Source organism: Sphingobium sp. TomMM35A (genome assembly GCF_054771735.1).
Window position 1 is genome coordinate 993,130 of record NZ_BSRC01000001.1, and the last position, 16,405, is coordinate 1,009,534.

The following is a 16,405-nucleotide window of genomic DNA, read 5'->3' on the forward strand; positions in this document are numbered from 1 at the left end:
GCGGGTGAGGGTGCATCGGGGTATCCGGGTTGGGCGCTTGCTCCTGAGATGCCAGCGTTCGCTGGCATGACGGCAAGTAAATCATCACTGTAGGTTAAAGACTGATCGCGCTTACGCATATGCAAAGCTTGCCCCCGGCAGCGGCAACGCTATGGTCGCGCCGCAATCATTTCGGCGAGATCATGAACCCTCCCTGGCTACTTCCCGCATTCGTCCTGCTGATTTCCTATCTGCTAGGCTCTATCCCCTTTGGACTGTTGCTGACACGCGTCACGGGAGCCGGGGATTTGCGGCAGATCGGGTCGGGCAATATCGGCGCGACCAACGTGCTGCGGACCGGGCGCAAGGGACTGGCGGCGGCTACATTGCTGCTCGACCTGTTGAAAGGCGCGGCGGCTGTGCTGATCGGCGCGGCATTGATCGACAATGGCGGGCCGATGGCGGGGGCGATGGCCTTTATCGGGCATTGCTATCCGCTATGGCTGCGTTTTGCCGGCGGCAAGGGCGTGGCGACGATGATGGGCGTGGTGACGGCGCTGCACTGGCCTGCGGGGATCGTCTTTGCTGTCGTGTGGCTGGGTGCGCTGTTCGGTACGCGATGGTCGTCCGTCGGCGGGATGGCAGCGGGGATCAGCGCGCCCATTGCGATGTGGTTCATGGATCGGATCGATCTGGTCCCTGTCACGCTGGCGATGACGCTGATCCTGCTGTGGCGGCATCGGGCGAACATCGCCCGGCTGGCGAAAGGCACCGAGCCCAAGATCGGGGCGGCGAAGGGGTGAGCGAGCAGGAGCGGTTCGATCGCCTGCGCCTGATCCGTTCGCCCCGCATAGGGCCGGTGACGTTCGGGCAGTTGATGGCGCGCTTCGGCAAAGCGAGCGAGGCTCTGCGCGCTGTCCCTGAACTGGCTGCGCGGGGCGGCGGCAAGGCGGCTGTGGCGGACGCAGGCGCCGTCGAGAAGGAAATTGCCCGCAGCCGGGCGCTTGGCGCGCGCTACTTGCTGATGGGGGATCAGGATTATCCATTTCTGCTGGAACAGATGGATGGCTCCCCGCCCGCGCTGATCGTGCGGGGCGATGTCGGACTGACGGGGCGGCAATGCGTGGCGATGGTGGGCGCGCGCAACGCTTCTGCCGCCGCTTGCCGTTTTGCGCGGACGCTGTCGCAGGAACTGGGGCAGCAAGGCGCGGTGGTCGTGTCCGGCCTTGCGCGGGGTATCGATACGGCGGCGCATCAGGGATCGGTGGCGACGGGCACGATCGCGGTGATCGCTTGCGGCATCGATGTCGTGTTCCCTCCCGAAAATGCCGAGTTGCAGGAGCAGGTGGCGAGCGTCGGGCTGTTGGTGACGGAGCATCCTCCCGGCACGCAGCCGCTTGCCCGGCATTTTCCCGCGCGCAATCGCATCATCGCCGGGCTGGCGGCCGGAACGGTGGTTGTAGAGGCTGCGCCGAAGTCAGGTTCGCTCATCACCGCGCGGCTGGCCGTCGAAGCGGGGCGCGAGGTCATGGCGGTGCCGGGGTCGCCCGCTGACCCTCGGGCGCAAGGATGCAACCAGCTGATCCGTGAGGGCGCGACTTTAGTGCAAAATGGCGCGGACGTGATCGAGGCGATCGGCGGCATCGACCCGCGCATGGTGCGGCAGGGGCGGCTCGACTTCAGCGCCGCGCCTGTATCGTCCGACGTGGCGGGGCAGGAGCGGGAGGTGGTGCTGGGGCTGCTCGGCCATGCGCCGGTGCCGGTGGATGAGGTGATCCGCCTGTCCGCCCTTAGCCCCGCGATCGTTCAGACCGTGCTGCTGGAGCTGGAACTCGCGGGCCGGCTGGAGCGGCATGCGGGGGGCAAGGTCAGCCTGTCGTGACACTCTTGACGCAGGGCCTCAGCGCCTTCCAGACTCGCGCGTGTACGTGAGAGCACTTTAAAACCGGGGCATGAATGCAGCTTGTTATCGTTGAATCGCCAGCCAAGGCGAAGACCATCGAGAAATATCTGGGCGGCGATTTCCACGTCCTCGCCAGCTATGGCCATATCCGCGACTTGCCGCCCAAGGATGGGTCGGTGGACCCGGACAATGGCTTTGCCATGCAATGGGAAAATTATGGGGACAAGGGCAAGCAGCTCAAAGCCATCGCCGATGAGGCGAAGAAGGCCGATCGATTGATCCTGGCGACTGACCCTGATCGCGAGGGTGAGGCCATCAGTTGGCATGTGCAGGAAGTTTTGCGGGCGAAGAAGGCGCTGCCGCAGAAGGTGGATCGCGTGACCTTCAACGCGATCACCAAGCAGGCGGTGACCGAAGCGATGGCGCAGCCGCGCGCTTTGGACGAGGATCTGATCGACGCCTATCGGGCGCGGCGGGCGCTGGATTATCTGGTGGGCTTCACCTTGTCGCCTGTGCTGTGGCGCAAGTTGCCGGGCGCGAAGTCGGCCGGGCGCGTTCAGTCCGTCGCTTTGCGCCTCGTCGTTGATCGCGAGCGCGAGATCGAAAGCTTCACGGCCCAGGAATATTGGTCAGTCGCGGCCGAGATGGAGCAGGGCGGGCAGGGCTTCACCGCCCGGCTGGTGCGCTGGAAGGGCGAGAAGATCGACCGGCTGACGATCGGCAAGGAAGGCGACGCCATGGCCGCGAAGGCGGATGTGGAGGCTGGGCGCTTTACCGTCGAAAAGGTTGAGACCAAGCCGGTTTCGCGCAACCCTCCGCCGCCGTTCACCACCTCGACGGTGCAGCAGGAGGCCGCGCGCAAGCTAGGCTTCTCCGCCAGCCATACGATGCGGATCGCGCAGCAGCTCTATGAGGACGGCGCGATCACTTACATGCGTACCGATGGCGTGCAGATGGACGGCAGCGCCATCTCCGCCGCGAGGCGGGCGATCGCGGAGCGCTATGATAGCGGATATCTGCCGGAAAAGCCGCGCCAATATCAGACCAAGGCGAAGAATGCGCAGGAAGCGCATGAGGCCATTCGTCCGACCGAATTTTCGCGGGACAAGGTCGGTTCGGGCGATCATGCGCGGCTCTACGACCTGATTTTCAAGCGCGCGCTGGCGAGCCAGATGGCTTCGGCGCGGCTAGAGCGGACGGTTATCGATCTGGTCGACGGCTCGGGGCAGCATGCGTTGCGGGCGACTGGTCAGGTGGTGATCTTTCCCGGTTTCCTGGCGCTGTATGAAGAAGGGCGGGATGACGCGGAGGATGACGACAGCAAGCTGCTGCCGCGCCTTGTGGCCGGTGATGCGCCTGCCAAAAGACAAGTGACGGCGGAGCAGCATTTCACCCAGCCGCCGCCGCGTTATTCGGAAGCATCGCTGGTCAAGAAGCTGGAGGAACTGGGCATTGGGCGCCCTTCCACCTATGCGTCCACGCTTCAGGTGCTGAAGGACCGCGACTATGTGCGGGTGGAGAAGAACCGCTTCTTCGCCGAGGAGAGCGGGCGTTTGGTGACGGCGTTCCTAGAGCGCTTCTTCGAACGCTATGTGAGCTATGACTTCACGGCGGGTCTGGAAGACGAGCTGGACGAGATTTCCGGCGGGCGCGCCCAATGGCAGGCGGTGCTGGAAGCCTTCTGGCGCGACTTCAAGCCGAAGACGGCGGAAGTCATGGAGCAGAAGCCGTCGGACATCACCGCCGAATTGGACAAATTCCTGGAGCCGATGCTGTTCCCGCCCAAGGCGGACGGCAGCAATCCGCGTACCTGCCCGATGTGCGGTGACGGGCAACTGGCGTTGCGTGGTGGGCGCTTCGGGGCGTTCATCGCCTGCTCCAACTATCCGGAGTGCAAATATACGCGCAAGTTCGGACAGCCGGGCGGCAGCGACGGTGGCGAGGACAAGGGGCCGGAGGTGCTGGGGCAGCACCCTGAGACCGGGCAGGACATCGTCCGGAAATCCGGGCGCTTTGGTCCCTATATCGAGATGGGCGAGGGCAAGGAGGCCAAGCGCGGATCCATTCCCAAGGATCTTCCGGACGGCGAACTGACGCTCGACTGGGCGGTTAAGCTGCTGAGCCTGCCGCGCGAGGTTGGCCTGCATCCCGAGACGGGGAAGCCGATCGTGGCGAATATCGGGCGCTTTGGGCCTTATCTGCTGCATGACGGCAAATATGGACGCCTGTCCTCCACCGCCGAGATATTCGAGGTGGGGATGAACAGCGCCGTTGCGAAGCTCGCTGACGCGGCGAACAAGGGACCGCGCGGTGGAGCGTCTCGCGAGCCGCTCAAGCTGCTCGGCAAGCATCCGCGCACGGAGGCCGAGATCAAGCTGATGGCGGGACGTTACGGGCCTTATGTCACCGATGGCACGACCAATGCGACTTTGCCCAAGACGATCGAGCAGGACGCATTGACGCTGGAAGAGGCGGCACAGTTGATCGACGCGCGGGCGGCTGCGGCTCCTGCGAAGAAGGGGAAGAAGAAGGCGGCACCCAAGAAGGCAGCGGCAAAGAAGGATGGTGCGGCCAAGAAACCAGCGGCCAAGAAACCAGCGGCCAAGAAGCCAGCGGCCAAGAAGAAGGCGGCGGCCTCGGAGTGAAGTCCGTTGCCGTTCGTCCTGAGCCCTTCGGCAGGCGCAGGACGAACGGAGACGAGAGCTAGGAGAGCATCAACCCGGCCGTCACCGCTGCTGCGGACATCAGGATCGCTGCCGCGAGCCACTTTGCGGCGGTGATCAGCGCTCCGTCCGTCAGTCCATTGGCGGCGGCGCCTTCCGCTTCCAGCTTCCGCGTCAGGGCGCGGAGCATGCGGGGGGCGTCGTCAGCGATCCGCGACAGTTCGAGCAGCAGCGGGACCAGCTTTTCGGGCGACTGGCTGGCTGTCAGGCGATGAGCAATAAGGCGGGCCCGGGAGCGTTGCAGCGCCTGCGACAAGTCGAAGCCCGGCTCAATCGTGCCCAGCACCCCATCCATGGTGATCAGCGCCTTGAAGATGAGCGCGAGGTCGGGTGGCAGGACCAGCCCTTCCTTGCGGATCAGCGGAAAGAAGTCGGCGACCATGCGGCCCAGCACCAGCGGGCCGGAGCCATGGCGGGCGATCAACTGCTCTGACGCCATGAGGACGCGCTCGCGTGAGGGACGGTCGCCCTGATGCCAGCCAATGAGCGTGTCCGCCATCATTTCCGCGTCGTTGGAACGCAGGGAAAGGATGAATGCCAGAAATTGCTGCTGCCGCCGCGCGCTGACATGGCCGATAAGGCCAAGGTCCAGCAGGGCAAGGCGATCGCCCGGCAGGCAGAGAAGATTGCCGGGATGAGGGTCGCCGTGAAAGCGGCCATTCACCAGCACCATTTCAAGAACGAGGTCCGCGCCGAGATCGGCTATGGCGGCTGGATCGATCCCGGCGGCGCGAAGCGCCTCTGCATTGCGGGGCGCTATGCCTTCGACATAATCCATGACCAGCACAGTCTCGCTGCTGAGCGGCCAATGGATTTCGGGGATGACGACGCGCGGCTGCTCTGCAAGGTCTGCGCGCAGACGGTCGGCATTGCGGCCTTCACTGGTGAAATCCAGCTCTTCCAGGACCGTGTCCAGCAATTGCTGGACCAGCGGGCGAGGCTGGAACCGGCGCGCTTCCCTGTTGCTTGCCTCAACGATCCCCGCGAGATGGGAGATGAGGCGGAGATCGGCTTCCATCGACTTGCGTATGCCGGGACGGCGGATTTTGACGACGACCTCGCGCCCATTGTGCAGGGCTGCGCGATGCACCTGCGCCATGGAGGCGGCGGCGAGGGGGGCTTCATCGAACCGGGCGAAGGCCGTCTCCACCGGCTCACCCAATGCCTCTTCCAACAGGGGACGCAGCGTGGAGAAATCGAGGGTAGGCGCTGCGCTATGCAGCTTTTCAAATTCGGATATCCAATCCTCCGGCAGGAGGTCGGCGCGCGTGGCGAGGATCTGGCCGAGTTTCACATAGGTGGGGCCAAGCGCTTCCAGCGCTCGCCGCGTGCGGCCGGGCAGGTCTGGCGGTGATGTGCCGTCCTTTTCCTTGGCAAGACCCATCCTGGCGAGGAGCAGGTCAAGGCCGAAACGGGTCGCTACGGCAGTGATTTCGGCCAGCCGCTCACGGTCGCGGGCGGCAACGACGATGGTCTTGAGCATGGCGCGTCAACGAAGCGCCACGCCGATTGTTTCGGGGGTGCATCTTTTCAGGGCGTGATCATTCGACCCAGTCGAGGCCAATGTCGCGATAGATGAAGCGGTCGTCTTCCCAATCCTCCTTCACCTTCACGTGGAGGTAGAGATGGACCTTGACCCCAAGCAGCTGTGCAAGTTCCGCGCGCGCCTTCGATCCGATTTCCTTCAGCCGCTGCCCCCCCTTGCCGAGCACGATGGCGCGCTGAGTGGGGCGGGCGACCAGGATTTGCTGATGGATTTCAACAGAGCCGTCCTCGCGCTCGCTATATTTCTCGGTATCGACGGCGGCGGCGTAGGGCAGTTCGGCATGCAGCTGGTGGTAGAGCTGCTCGCGTGTGATTTCAGCAGCCAGCATGCGGTCCGTCGCGTCGGAAACCTGATCCTCCGGAAAGTGCCATGGGCCTTGGGGCATGGCATTGGCGAAGGCGGTCTTGAGTTCAGCGAGGCCATCGCCGGTCGCGGCGCTGATGAAGAATGTCTCTTCGAAGCCAATGCGTTCGTAAAGCTTTTGGGTATGTACCAGCAGCTTCTCCTTTATGGCGATATCCACCTTGTTGAGGATCAGCCATTTGCGTTCGGTCCGGTGGGTCAGCGCTTCGATGATCGGCTCCATCTTGGGGCCGAGACCCGCCTTCCCATCGACAATGAGCGCGATCAGGTCAGCGCCCTGCGCCCCGCCCCATGCGGCCTGAACCATGGCGCGATCGAGGCGGCGCTTGGGCGCGAAGATGCCGGGGGTGTCGACCAGGACGATCTGCGCATCGCCCTCGATTGCGACGCCCATCACGCGGGTACGGGTGGTCTGCGCCTTTGGGCTGGTGATCGCGACCTTCTGGCCGACCAGCGCGTTAACCAGCGTGGATTTGCCGGCGTTGGGGGCGCCCACGATGGCGATGACGCCGCAGCGTTGATTTTCTACGTCGTGCAACATTTACTCCGTTCGCGCTGAGCCTATCGAAGCGCCTTACTTCTCTTCTTTTGAGCGCGCTAAGGTGGAGATGAGGCTCCAGTCTTCACGAATTAGCGCTAGTTTCTTTGCCCGGCCCCAGCCTTTGATCTGACGCTCAGCTTCAAGCGCCTCCATACGGGTTCCGAACTCTTGCGACCAGACCAGTTTTATCGGAAAGCCATCTTCGCTCAGAAAGGCAATAAAGCGCTTCGACAAGCTCAGCGCGAACGGAGGTTGGGGAACGTGGGAAACGGGGTTCAACTGCTCAGCTTATCCAACAATGCCTTCGCCGCTGCCGTTTCGGCTTCCTGCTTGCTTCCTCCCGTCGCGCTTGCTTCCCCCGCGCCCTTGATGCTCACCGTTACCGTGAACTTCAGCGCATGATGAGGCCCGGAACGATCGGTCATCGCATATTCGGGCGGCTTGCGGCGGTTGGCGGCTGCCCATTCCTGAAGAGCGGACTTGGGATGCTTGGGTGCGCTTTCCTGCGTATCGACCCGGTTGGCCCAGAGTCGGCGGACCAGCGCGCGGGCGTCGTCCAGGCCCGCTTCAAGGTAGAGCGCGCCGATCAGCGCCTCCATGACGTCACCTAGCACATTGTCGCTGTCGGCCGCTCCATCGTCGCGGGCCTGCTTGCCAAGGACGAGATGCGTCGGCACGCCAGCCGCGCGTGCAACGTCGGCGCAGGTCTCACCCGACACCAATGCGTTGAAGCGGCGTGATAGCTTGCCTTCAGGTTCACTGGCGAACCGCTCATAGACCCATTCGGAAACGATCAGGCCCAGCACGCGATCGCCCAGAAACTCAAGTCGCTCATAATTGACGGCGTTGGCGCTGCCATGGGTGAGCGCCTGACGAAAGGGCGCTTCATCCTCAGGTGCTCGTCCGATCAGCCCGGCGAGCCAGCCAGACGTGTCGGCCTTCGTCAAAAGCCTTCCCCGATGCGGTTCCAGCGCGCGGCGGTGAACCATGTCCAGGGGAGCAGCCAATTGGCGCTGCCGTCGGTCGAGAAGACGGAGATCATCGCCTTTCCTACGAGATTTTCCTCCGGCACCAGTCCGATGCCGCCGCCTTCGACCGCCGGGAAACGGCTGTCCGCGCTGCGATCGCGGTTGTCGCCCATCATGAAGAGATGGCCTTCGGGCACCAACACCGTGTCGCGATCGTCGGCTGCGCCATCCGGAACGAGGTCGAGGACGTTGTAGCTTTTGCCGCCCGGCAATGTTTCGCGATATTGCGGATAGCGGCACTGACGTCCGCCGCTCGGCGCATCTTCCTCGAACTTCGGGCGATAGCAGGGGGAGGGACTGCCCTCCTTGGCGGCGGCGTCCAGCATGTTGGGCGAGACGGGAATGACGAGGTCGGCAACCTTCTGCTTCCGAATGGCTTGGCCGTTCAGATAGACCGTGCCGCCGCGCACCGAGATCATGTCGCCGGGCAAGCCGATGACCCGCTTGATATAATCATTCTTCTGGTTCGGCGGCGCCTTGAACACCACCACGTCCCCGCGCTTTGGCGTCGAGGCGAGAATGCGCCCCGGGATCAGCGGCAAGTTGAAGGGCAACGAGTAGCGCGAATAGCCATAAGGCCATTTGGCGACGAGCAGATAGTCGCCGATCAGCAGTCGCGGCTGCATCGATTCAGACGGAATATTGAACGGAGAAACGATGAAGCTGCGCAGGACAAAGACGAACACCGCCAGCTTAGCGAGAAACCATAGGAAGTCCCGCGTTTCGGATTTTGCGCTCATGCTATGTTGTCTAATCCTTCGATCCGCCTTGAAAACAGGCCGTTGCGGCTTTTGCTGCGTTGTAAACCCGCCGTCAAGCATAGCGGGCGGTGCATTGGCCGTTACGCTTGGGTAAGAAGGACGAGAATCGACAGGTGCAGTGTCGTCATCAGCAACGAATAAGAGGATTTACGCTTCCATGCCCAGCCCTGCACTGGAGGCCATTGCGGCACTCCCGCGGCCTGAACTGAAGACCGTTTTCGCTTCGGACCCTAACCGGCTGAGCAAGTTCACGCTTACGCAGGGACCTTTGCGGTTCGATTGGTCGAAGACGCACCTGACCAGCGAACTGCTGGAAGGGTTCCTGAGGCTGGCGGAGGAAAAGGACTTCGCCAAATGGCGCGACGCCCTTTTCGCGGGCGAGCCGATCAACAATAGTGAAGGCCGCGCGGCAGAGCATCCCGCAGAACGGGGCGAGGGTAACGCCGAAAGCGTTTCGCGCGCCAAGATGCTGCATGCCCGCATGCGCGCTCTGATCGATGCAATCGAAGGTGAGGCGCTGGGCCCCATCCGTCATATACTGCACATCGGGATCGGCGGATCGGCGCTGGGGCCGAACCTGATCGTGGATGCGCTGGGTGGGGACGGCGCGCGTTACGACGTGGCGATCGTCTCCAATGTCGATGGCACGGCCCTGGAGCGGGCGATTGCGCGCTTCGATCCCGAAGCGACCCTGATCGCGGTCGCGTCAAAGACCTTCACCACCACCGAAACCATGCTGAACGCGGCGAGCGCGATCAATTGGCTGGTAGAGGCGGGCGTGGAGGACCCCTATGGCAAGGTGATCGCGTTGACCGCCAGTCCGGACAAGGCGATCGAGTGGGGCGTGGACGAAACGCGTATCCTGCCATTTTCCGAGACAGTGGGCGGGCGCTATTCGCTCTGGTCTTCGATCGGCTTTCCGGCCGCGCTGGCGCTTGGCTGGGATGCGTTCGAAAGCCTGTTGGAGGGCGCGGCGGCCATGGACCGGCATTTCCGGCTGTCCGATCCGGCGCAGAACGCTCCGCTGATCGCTGCTTTCGTGGACCAATATTATGCCCGCATCATGGGATGCCAGACACGCGCTTTGTTCGCCTATGACGAACGGTTGCGGTTGCTGCCTTCCTACCTCCAGCAACTGGAGATGGAGAGCAATGGCAAGAGCGTCACGCGCGATGGCAAGCCGGTCGATGGGCCGACTGCGCCGATCACATGGGGCGGCGTCGGCACGGATGCGCAACATGCGGTGTTCCAGCTGCTGCATCAGGGGACCATCGTGGCCCCGGTCGAATTTGTCGCTTCGATCGATCCCGGCCACGCTCTGGACCCGGCGCATCACCGCGCATTGCTGGTGAACTGCTTTGCCCAAGGGGCGGCGCTGATGCGGGGCAAGGAGAATGATGCGGATCCCGCGCGGGCTTATCCCGGCAACCGTCCATCCACCACGATCCTGCTGGAAGATGTGACGCCGGACGCGCTGGGCGCATTGATCGCCTTTTATGAGCATCGGACCTTTGCCAATGCGGTGCTGATGGGGATCAATCCATTCGATCAGTTCGGCGTCGAACTGGGCAAGGAGATCGCAAAGTCCATCGAGGCGGAAGGGACGAAGGGCTTTGATCCATCGACCATGGCTCTCATCGATCTGGCGCTGGGCGGAGCCTGAAGCCATCAAAAGCCGTTTGTAACTCCGCTGGATAGCCGCCATATCCGGCCACGATCCAGCGGAGACCAGCATGAGCGACTATGATTTCGACCTTTTTGTCATCGGCGCGGGTTCCGGCGGCGTCCGGGCGTCGCGCGTGGCGGCGGCGCATGGCGCCAGGGTCGCGGTCGCAGAGGAATATCGGGTCGGCGGCACCTGCGTCATTCGCGGCTGCGTGCCCAAGAAGCTGCTGATCTATGGCGCGCACTTTGCCGAGGATTTGAAGGACGCGCGCCGTTTCGGCTGGAGCGTCCCGGATTGCGACTTCGAATGGAAAGTGCTGCGTGACAATGTGCTGGCCGATGTGGATCGGCTAGAGGGCCTCTATCGCAATACGCTCGACAGTCACAAGGTCGAGCTGATTTCCGATCGGGCGACTATTACGGGGCCGCATTCGGTCAAGCTGGCAAGTGGCCGCGAAGTGACCGCGGAATATATATTGGTCGCGACAGGCGCCTGGCCTTCAGTGCCCGAACTGAAAGGCGCCGAACATGGCATCACGTCCAATGAAGCTTTCCACCTGGAGGATGCCCCCAAGCGGATGGTGATCGTTGGCGGGGGTTATATCGCCAATGAATTTGCGGGCATTTTCCATCAGCTTGGCAGCCATGTGACCATCGTCAACCGGTCCTCCACGCTGCTGCGGGGCTATGACGAGCAGATCCGCGACCGGCTACTCCAGATTTCCACGATGAAGGGCATCCAGTTCCGCTTCAATGCGGAAATGGAGCGGATCGAAAAGAATGACGACGGCACCCTGTGCATGCATTTCAGCAACGGCGATCCCATCCCCTGCGACACGGTGATGTTCGCCACGGGTCGCCAGCCGCATGTCGAGGGGCTGGGCCTCGAGAATGCGGGCGTCGAGTTGGACGACAAGGGCGCGATCAAGGTCGACGACTATAGCCGTACCAGTTGCGAGAGCATCTATGCCGTGGGCGACGTCACCAACCGCTTGCAGCTTACGCCGGTTGCCATTCGTGAGGGACATGCCTTTGCCGATACGGTGTTTGGCGATAATCCCCGGACCGTTGACTATAATTGTGTGCCCTCGGCGGTGTTCAGCCATCCGCCGCTGGCTGGCGTGGGCCTGACCGAAGCGCAGGCGAAGAACAAGCTGGGCACCGTCAAAGTCTATACGTCCGACTTCCGGCCGATGAAGAATGTGCTGGCGGGGCGGGACGAGCGGGCGCTTTACAAGATGGTGGTGGACGCGACGACGAACCGGGTTGTCGGTCTGCACATGATCGGCCCGGATGCGCCGGAGATTTTGCAGGCCGCGGCCGTTGCAGTGAAGGCTGGCCTTACCAAGGAACAGTTTGATGACACGGTGGCGCTGCATCCCAGCATGGCAGAGGAACTTGTTCTGCTGAAGTGATCGATAGATTGCGAATAAGCGCCGCGCGCTAGCTGTTGTCTGCGAAGGTCACGACAAGCGCGTCGCGCCACGCGGGCGAGCCTGGTTCGACCGCATGAATCTCTGTTACGCCGTGCAGGATGCGGTGATCGTCGATCAGCACGCTGTCACCGGGCAAGGCCAGCGTGAACTCGCCGAGCGGCGTGCCATCGGGCGCACCTATGCGGGTCACCCCTTCGCTGACGTTGCGGCGCTCTATGAGCATGACGAAGACCCAATCGACGCCGTCCCGATGCAGTCCTTCAGGCGTGGGCCGCCCGACGTCATCTTCGCACGTCTCGATACGGAACTGGTGCATTTCCGCGTGCCAGCGCTTTGAACCCGCCTGATCAAAGGCCGCTGCGCAAAAAGCCAGGATGGCCTGCATGACCGGACTGTCGATCGTGTCCTGGTGAACCGGATCGAACCAGCGCTGCACATCGCCATTCAAGGGGTTGTAGTCGCGGCTTTGAAAATGCGGCTGGTGCGGCTTGCGCGTGAAATGGCCCTGCCTCGCTTCGAAGGCCGCGTGACGGCGACGTCGGTAGCGGCCGCCGTCGGCCATGTAGAGATCAGGGCCCAGATCGTCCCAGCTTCGCGCGAACGCGTTCCATGCCACATCCCCGACGTTCAGTCTTGCGAGCATCTCCGGCCCGGCCACACGCGCAAAGCCATAGCTGGCGAGCTCTTCCTGAAGTTCGCGCGTGTCGGAGGTCAGTTGATGCATATGTCGCCTCTTAGGCGGCCGGGAAAGGGATCGACAGAGCCAGTTCGCACAAGCTGGGATGAACCGCGGTCGCCTCAGCCAATCCAATAGGGAACGATCTGCCGATTGTCCGGATCGACGCGAATAGGCCTGTCAGCGGGCGGAAAGGCGCGCTGGTCGCAGCTTTGGCGCGGGCAGAGGCGGCAGGTGATGCCGATCGGCGTGGCGGCACCTTCCATTTCAAGCTGAAGGCCGTCTGCATAGACGAAATTGGCTGCATGCGCGACTTCGCACCCCAGCACGACGGCGAAGCGGCGGGGGGTGCGCGAATAGCTGCCGGACGGCTTCACCAATCCCTTCGCCATCGAGACGTAGCGCACTCCGTCCGGTGTCTCGCCGAGCTGGACGTTGATGCGGTCCGGGATGGCGACGGCTTCATGCACGTTCCAAAGCGGGCAGGCCCCGCCGAAACGCGCGAACTGGAGACGGGTGGCGCTGTGCCGCTTCGTGATATTGCCCGCCATGTCGACCCGGCAGAAGAAGAAGGGAATGCCGCGAAGGCCGGGCCGTTGGAGGGTCGAGAGGCGATGACAAGCCTGTTCGAAGCTGACCCCGAAGCGCCGCGCAAGCCGGTCGATATCATGGCGCACTTCCCGCGCTGCCGCCCGGAATTGGGCATAGGGCATAAGCAACGCGCCGGCCGCATAATTGCCAAGCCCTATGGCAAGCAGCCGGTCGGCGCCTTCCACGGGCAGGGCCGCACGATTGACCACATCCGCGATCACCGTCTGACCCTCCAGCATCATCAGCTGATGCGACAGCATGAACTTTCGGCTCTCCACTGGCAGGGCGGCGTTTATGAACAGGCGGCGATCATTGGATGAATAGGCACGCAGCGCGGAATCCGGTGTGTCGGCAATCAGCGTTTCGATGCCATGCCGCCGGGCGAGCGCTTCGACCAGCATTCCTTCGTCAAGAACCTGTCCGGCGGTGACGCTGGAGGCCATGTCCTCCGCCAGGCAATCGAGGACGTGAACATAATTGCCTGCCTCATGGAACCAGTCGCGCGCGGCCTCCCAGGGCAGGCGGGCCTGCACCTCATGATCGTTGGCGATCGCCTCCTCGATCATGTTGATACGTTCATTCGCACGCATATGGGCGTTGTAGAGGTCGAGATAGCGGGCGGCGAATTCGGGAAATTGCAGGTGCAGCTTCTCGATCCGCTCCGGGTCCATCAGCGGCCCGGGCAGCTCCGGGTGGGCCAGCGCATAAGTGAAAGCGCCGAGCAGCTGTTCCTCTTCCCGGCTGTCGAAGCTCGCCCAATCGGTTGGGAAGGCGCTTGCCACGGCTGCCTTGACCTTGGCCGTCAGGGGGCGGTCGTCATTTTCCAATTGGCTGAGATAAGAGACCGAAATACCCAACGCCAAGGCCATTGTCGCCTGGTCCATGCGATGGTCCAGCCGCAGCTGCCGCAGCCGCGGACCTGCGAAAATGCGATTGCCTCTTGCCATGCCGCGCTCATAATTTGCGAAATCGTGATTTGCAAATTGGCAAATTTGCATTTGCGAAAAGCGTGAAAGATGGGAAAGGGGCAGCTGTAGTCATCCGTGCCGTCACCGGAGAGATATTCTATATGTCGAAGCTCGCTATCATCGAACAGCTGGAAGCCAAGCGCGAGGCCGCGCGCCTGGGCGGTGGCCAGCGCCGGATCGACGCGCAGCATGCCAAGGGCAAGCTGACCGCGCGGGAGCGTCTGGAAGTGCTGCTGGACGAGGACAGCTTTGAAGAGCTGGATATGTATGTCGAGCATAATTGCGTCGACTTCGGCATGAACGAGCAGCATATCCCGGGCGATGGCGTCGTTACGGGATCGGGTACGATCAACGGCCGTCTTGTGTTCGTCTTCAGCCAGGATTTCACCGTCTACGGCGGCGCGGTGTCTGAACGGCACGCGATGAAGATCTGCAAGATCATGGACATGGCGCTGAAGGTCGGCGCGCCCGTGATCGGCCTGAACGACTCCGGCGGCGCGCGTATTCAGGAGGGCGTGGCTTCGCTCGCCGGTTATGCCGAAATTTTCCAGCGCAACGTGCTTGCCTCGGGCGTTGTGCCGCAGATCAGCGTGATCATGGGTCCCTGTGCGGGCGGCGCGGTCTATTCGCCTGCGATGACCGACTTCATCTTCATGGTGAAGGATTCAAGCTTCATGTTCGTGACCGGCCCGGACGTGGTGAAGACCGTGACGAATGAGGTCGTGACCCAGGAGGAATTGGGCGGCGCGGTGACGCACACGACCAAGTCGGGCGTCGCGGATGTCGCGTTTGAAAATGACATCGAGGCGCTGCTCGCGGTGCGCGATTTCGTGGACTTCCTGCCTGCTTCGAACAAGGAGCCGGTGCCTGAGCGCCCGAGTGCCGATCCGTGGGATCGTATCGAGGAAAGCCTCGACACGCTGATCCCGGCGAATGCGAACCAGCCCTATGACATGCATGAGCTGATCCGCAAGGTCGTGGATGAGGGCGACTTTTTCGAAGTACAGCCCGCGCATGCCGGCAACATTCTGTGCGGTTTCGGCCGGATCGAGGGCAAGACGGTCGGCATCATCGCCAACCAGCCGATGGTATTGGCCGGGGTTCTGGACATCAACTCGTCCAAGAAGGCCGGTCGCTTCGTTCGTTTCTGCGACGCGTTTGAAATTCCGATCGTCACTTTCGTGGACGTGCCGGGCTTCCTTCCGGGCACGGCTCAGGAACATTCCGGCATCATCAAGCATGGCGCGAAGCTGCTGTTCGCCTATGCTGAAGCGACCGTGCCGAAGATCACCGTCATCACGCGCAAGGCCTATGGCGGTGCTTACGACGTGATGAGCTCAAAGCATCTGCGCGGCGATTTGAACTATGCCTGGCCGACCGCCGAAATCGCGGTCATGGGGGCGAAGGGCGCGGTGGAAATCATCTTCCGGGGCAAGACGCCCGAAGAGATCGCCGAGAAGACGAAGGAATATGAAGACCGCTTTGCCAATCCGTTCGTGGCGGCGGGCAAGGGCTTCATCGACGAGGTGATCCAGCCGCACTCGACCCGCAAGCGGATCGCGCTTGGCTTGCGCAAGCTGCGCAACAAGGCGCTGGAGAATCCCTGGAAGAAGCACGACAACATTCCGCTTTGATGCCCCAGCGGCCGTCATCCTAGCGAAAGCTGGGATCTCAGGCGGTTATGTGGAACGTAAAGGCACGAGACCCCAGCTTTCGCTGGGGTGACCAGACAGGTGAAGTGATATGAAGCTCGGCCGCTTGAACCATATCGGCGTTGCAACGCCTTCGCTCGAAGCGTCGCTTGCCTATTATCGCGACGTCATGGGCGCGACGCTGACCCATGAGCCTTTCGACCTGCCAGCACAGGGCGTGAAGGTGTGCTTCGTGGATACGCCGGGCCAGAATGGCACTGAGGGCACCCAAATCGAACTGATTGAACCTTTGGGGGAGAACAGCCCGATCCATGGTTTCATCGCCAAGAACCCGGCGGGCGGCCAGCATCATATGTGTTATGAGGTGCCGGACATTCACGAGGCCAAGGCCTGGTTCGAAGGGCTGGGTAAGAAGGTGCTGGGCGAACCGCGCATCGGGGCGCATGGGACTTTGATCTTCTTCGTGCACCCCAAGGACATGAACGGGGTGCTGACCGAGATCATGGAGACGCCGAAAGGCAGTCACTGATTCGCCTCTCCCCTTCAGGGGAGAGGCAGCGAGACTTTGGACTG

At 62.6% G+C, this 16,405-nt stretch carries 14 protein-coding genes; 7 read left to right on the forward strand and 7 right to left on the reverse strand.

The annotated features are described in order from the left end of the window. The first annotated feature begins 182 nt into the window (after window positions 1-182). The 3 genes from plsY to topA all read left to right on the forward strand — a co-directional run bounded on the left by plsY (window position 183) and on the right by topA (window position 4,527). A complete protein-coding gene (gene plsY, locus ACYU8T_RS04915; RefSeq protein WP_247231731.1) occupies window positions 183-782 on the forward strand; it encodes a glycerol-3-phosphate 1-O-acyltransferase PlsY in 600 nt (199 codons plus the stop codon). After that, window positions 779-1,861, forward strand: a complete 1,083-nt coding sequence (gene dprA, locus ACYU8T_RS04920; RefSeq protein ID WP_461158696.1) for a DNA-processing protein DprA — start codon at window positions 779-781, stop codon at window positions 1,859-1,861. Before plsY ends, dprA begins: the two co-directional genes overlap by 4 nt. A gap of 74 nt (window positions 1,862-1,935) precedes the next feature. Further along, on the forward strand, window positions 1,936-4,527 hold the full coding sequence (topA, locus tag ACYU8T_RS04925) for a type I DNA topoisomerase (RefSeq protein WP_461158697.1): 2,592 nt from the start codon (window positions 1,936-1,938) through the stop codon (window positions 4,525-4,527). A 58-nt stretch (window positions 4,528-4,585) separates the two neighbouring features. Here topA and ACYU8T_RS04930 read toward each other — a convergent pair whose 3' ends face one another. The 5 genes from ACYU8T_RS04930 to lepB are packed head-to-tail and all read right to left on the reverse strand — an operon-like array spanning window position 4,586 to window position 8,823. Beyond that, the gene (locus ACYU8T_RS04930) at window positions 4,586-6,088 is read right to left on the reverse strand and encodes an ABC1 kinase family protein (RefSeq protein WP_461158698.1); all 1,503 of its coding nucleotides are present in this window, start codon (window positions 6,086-6,088) and stop codon (window positions 4,586-4,588) included. 58 nt (window positions 6,089-6,146) lie between these two features. Continuing rightward, complete coding sequence (era, locus tag ACYU8T_RS04935; protein ID WP_201513877.1) at window positions 6,147-7,055, reverse strand: GTPase Era; 909 nt, start codon at window positions 7,053-7,055, stop codon at window positions 6,147-6,149. 33 nt (window positions 7,056-7,088) lie between these two features. Beyond that, entirely contained in the window at window positions 7,089-7,334 is a 246-nt protein-coding gene (locus ACYU8T_RS04940; RefSeq protein WP_461158699.1) for a GIY-YIG nuclease family protein, read from the reverse strand. Further along, window positions 7,331-8,044, reverse strand: a complete 714-nt coding sequence (gene rnc / locus ACYU8T_RS04945) for a ribonuclease III (protein WP_461158700.1) — start codon at window positions 8,042-8,044, stop codon at window positions 7,331-7,333. The genes ACYU8T_RS04940 and rnc overlap by 4 nt, the downstream gene beginning before the upstream one ends. Continuing rightward, on the reverse strand, window positions 7,999-8,823 hold the full coding sequence (gene lepB / locus ACYU8T_RS04950) for a signal peptidase I (RefSeq protein ID WP_097091514.1): 825 nt from the start codon (window positions 8,821-8,823) through the stop codon (window positions 7,999-8,001). The genes rnc and lepB overlap by 46 nt, the downstream gene beginning before the upstream one ends. A gap of 178 nt (window positions 8,824-9,001) precedes the next feature. Here lepB and pgi point away from each other — a divergent pair, with 178 nt between their 5' ends. Together pgi and gor are read left to right on the forward strand one after the other, a co-directional pair. Next, on the forward strand, window positions 9,002-10,507 hold the full coding sequence (pgi, locus tag ACYU8T_RS04955) for a glucose-6-phosphate isomerase (protein WP_461158701.1): 1,506 nt from the start codon (window positions 9,002-9,004) through the stop codon (window positions 10,505-10,507). A gap of 70 nt (window positions 10,508-10,577) precedes the next feature. After that, window positions 10,578-11,924: a glutathione-disulfide reductase gene (gor, locus tag ACYU8T_RS04960; protein WP_461158702.1), complete on the forward strand. Its 1,347-nt coding sequence runs from the start codon at window positions 10,578-10,580 to the stop codon at window positions 11,922-11,924. Window positions 11,925-11,952: 28 nt separating this feature from the next. Here gor and ACYU8T_RS04965 read toward each other — a convergent pair whose 3' ends face one another. After that, window positions 11,953-12,669, reverse strand: coding sequence for a 2OG-Fe dioxygenase family protein (locus ACYU8T_RS04965; protein ID WP_461158703.1), 717 nt, complete (start codon window positions 12,667-12,669; stop codon window positions 11,953-11,955). A 74-nt stretch (window positions 12,670-12,743) separates the two neighbouring features. Continuing rightward, a complete protein-coding gene (locus ACYU8T_RS04970; RefSeq protein WP_097092769.1) occupies window positions 12,744-14,159 on the reverse strand; it encodes a helix-turn-helix domain-containing protein in 1,416 nt (471 codons plus the stop codon). A gap of 122 nt (window positions 14,160-14,281) precedes the next feature. Here ACYU8T_RS04970 and ACYU8T_RS04975 point away from each other — a divergent pair, with 122 nt between their 5' ends. Beyond that, a complete protein-coding gene (locus tag ACYU8T_RS04975; RefSeq protein ID WP_097091518.1) occupies window positions 14,282-15,814 on the forward strand; it encodes an acyl-CoA carboxylase subunit beta in 1,533 nt (510 codons plus the stop codon). Window positions 15,815-15,923: 109 nt separating this feature from the next. Beyond that, entirely contained in the window at window positions 15,924-16,361 is a 438-nt protein-coding gene (mce, locus tag ACYU8T_RS04980) for a methylmalonyl-CoA epimerase (RefSeq protein WP_461158704.1), read from the forward strand. Window positions 16,362-16,405: the final 44 nt, after the last annotated feature.

Excerpts from the sequence above, each read along its gene's own strand:
- era (WP_201513877.1), bottom strand. The coding sequence starts at position 7,055 with ATGTTGCACGACGTAGAAAATCAACGCTGCGGCGTCATCGCCATCGTG.
- rnc (WP_461158700.1), bottom strand. The coding sequence starts at position 8,044 with ATGGTTCACCGCCGCGCGCTGGAACCGCATCGGGGAAGGCTTTTGACG.
- topA (WP_461158697.1), top strand. The coding sequence starts at position 1,936 with ATGCAGCTTGTTATCGTTGAATCGCCAGCCAAGGCGAAGACCATCGAG.
- ACYU8T_RS04975 (WP_097091518.1), top strand. The coding sequence starts at position 14,282 with ATGTCGAAGCTCGCTATCATCGAACAGCTGGAAGCCAAGCGCGAGGCC.
- ACYU8T_RS04965 (WP_461158703.1), bottom strand. The coding sequence starts at position 12,669 with ATGCATCAACTGACCTCCGACACGCGCGAACTTCAGGAAGAGCTCGCC.
- pgi (WP_461158701.1), top strand. The coding sequence starts at position 9,002 with ATGCCCAGCCCTGCACTGGAGGCCATTGCGGCACTCCCGCGGCCTGAA.
- gor (WP_461158702.1), top strand. The coding sequence starts at position 10,578 with ATGAGCGACTATGATTTCGACCTTTTTGTCATCGGCGCGGGTTCCGGC.
- plsY (WP_247231731.1), top strand. The coding sequence starts at position 183 with ATGAACCCTCCCTGGCTACTTCCCGCATTCGTCCTGCTGATTTCCTAT.
- mce (WP_461158704.1), top strand. The coding sequence starts at position 15,924 with ATGAAGCTCGGCCGCTTGAACCATATCGGCGTTGCAACGCCTTCGCTC.
- ACYU8T_RS04970 (WP_097092769.1), bottom strand. The coding sequence starts at position 14,159 with ATGGCAAGAGGCAATCGCATTTTCGCAGGTCCGCGGCTGCGGCAGCTG.
- lepB (WP_097091514.1), bottom strand. The coding sequence starts at position 8,823 with ATGAGCGCAAAATCCGAAACGCGGGACTTCCTATGGTTTCTCGCTAAG.
- ACYU8T_RS04930 (WP_461158698.1), bottom strand. The coding sequence starts at position 6,088 with ATGCTCAAGACCATCGTCGTTGCCGCCCGCGACCGTGAGCGGCTGGCC.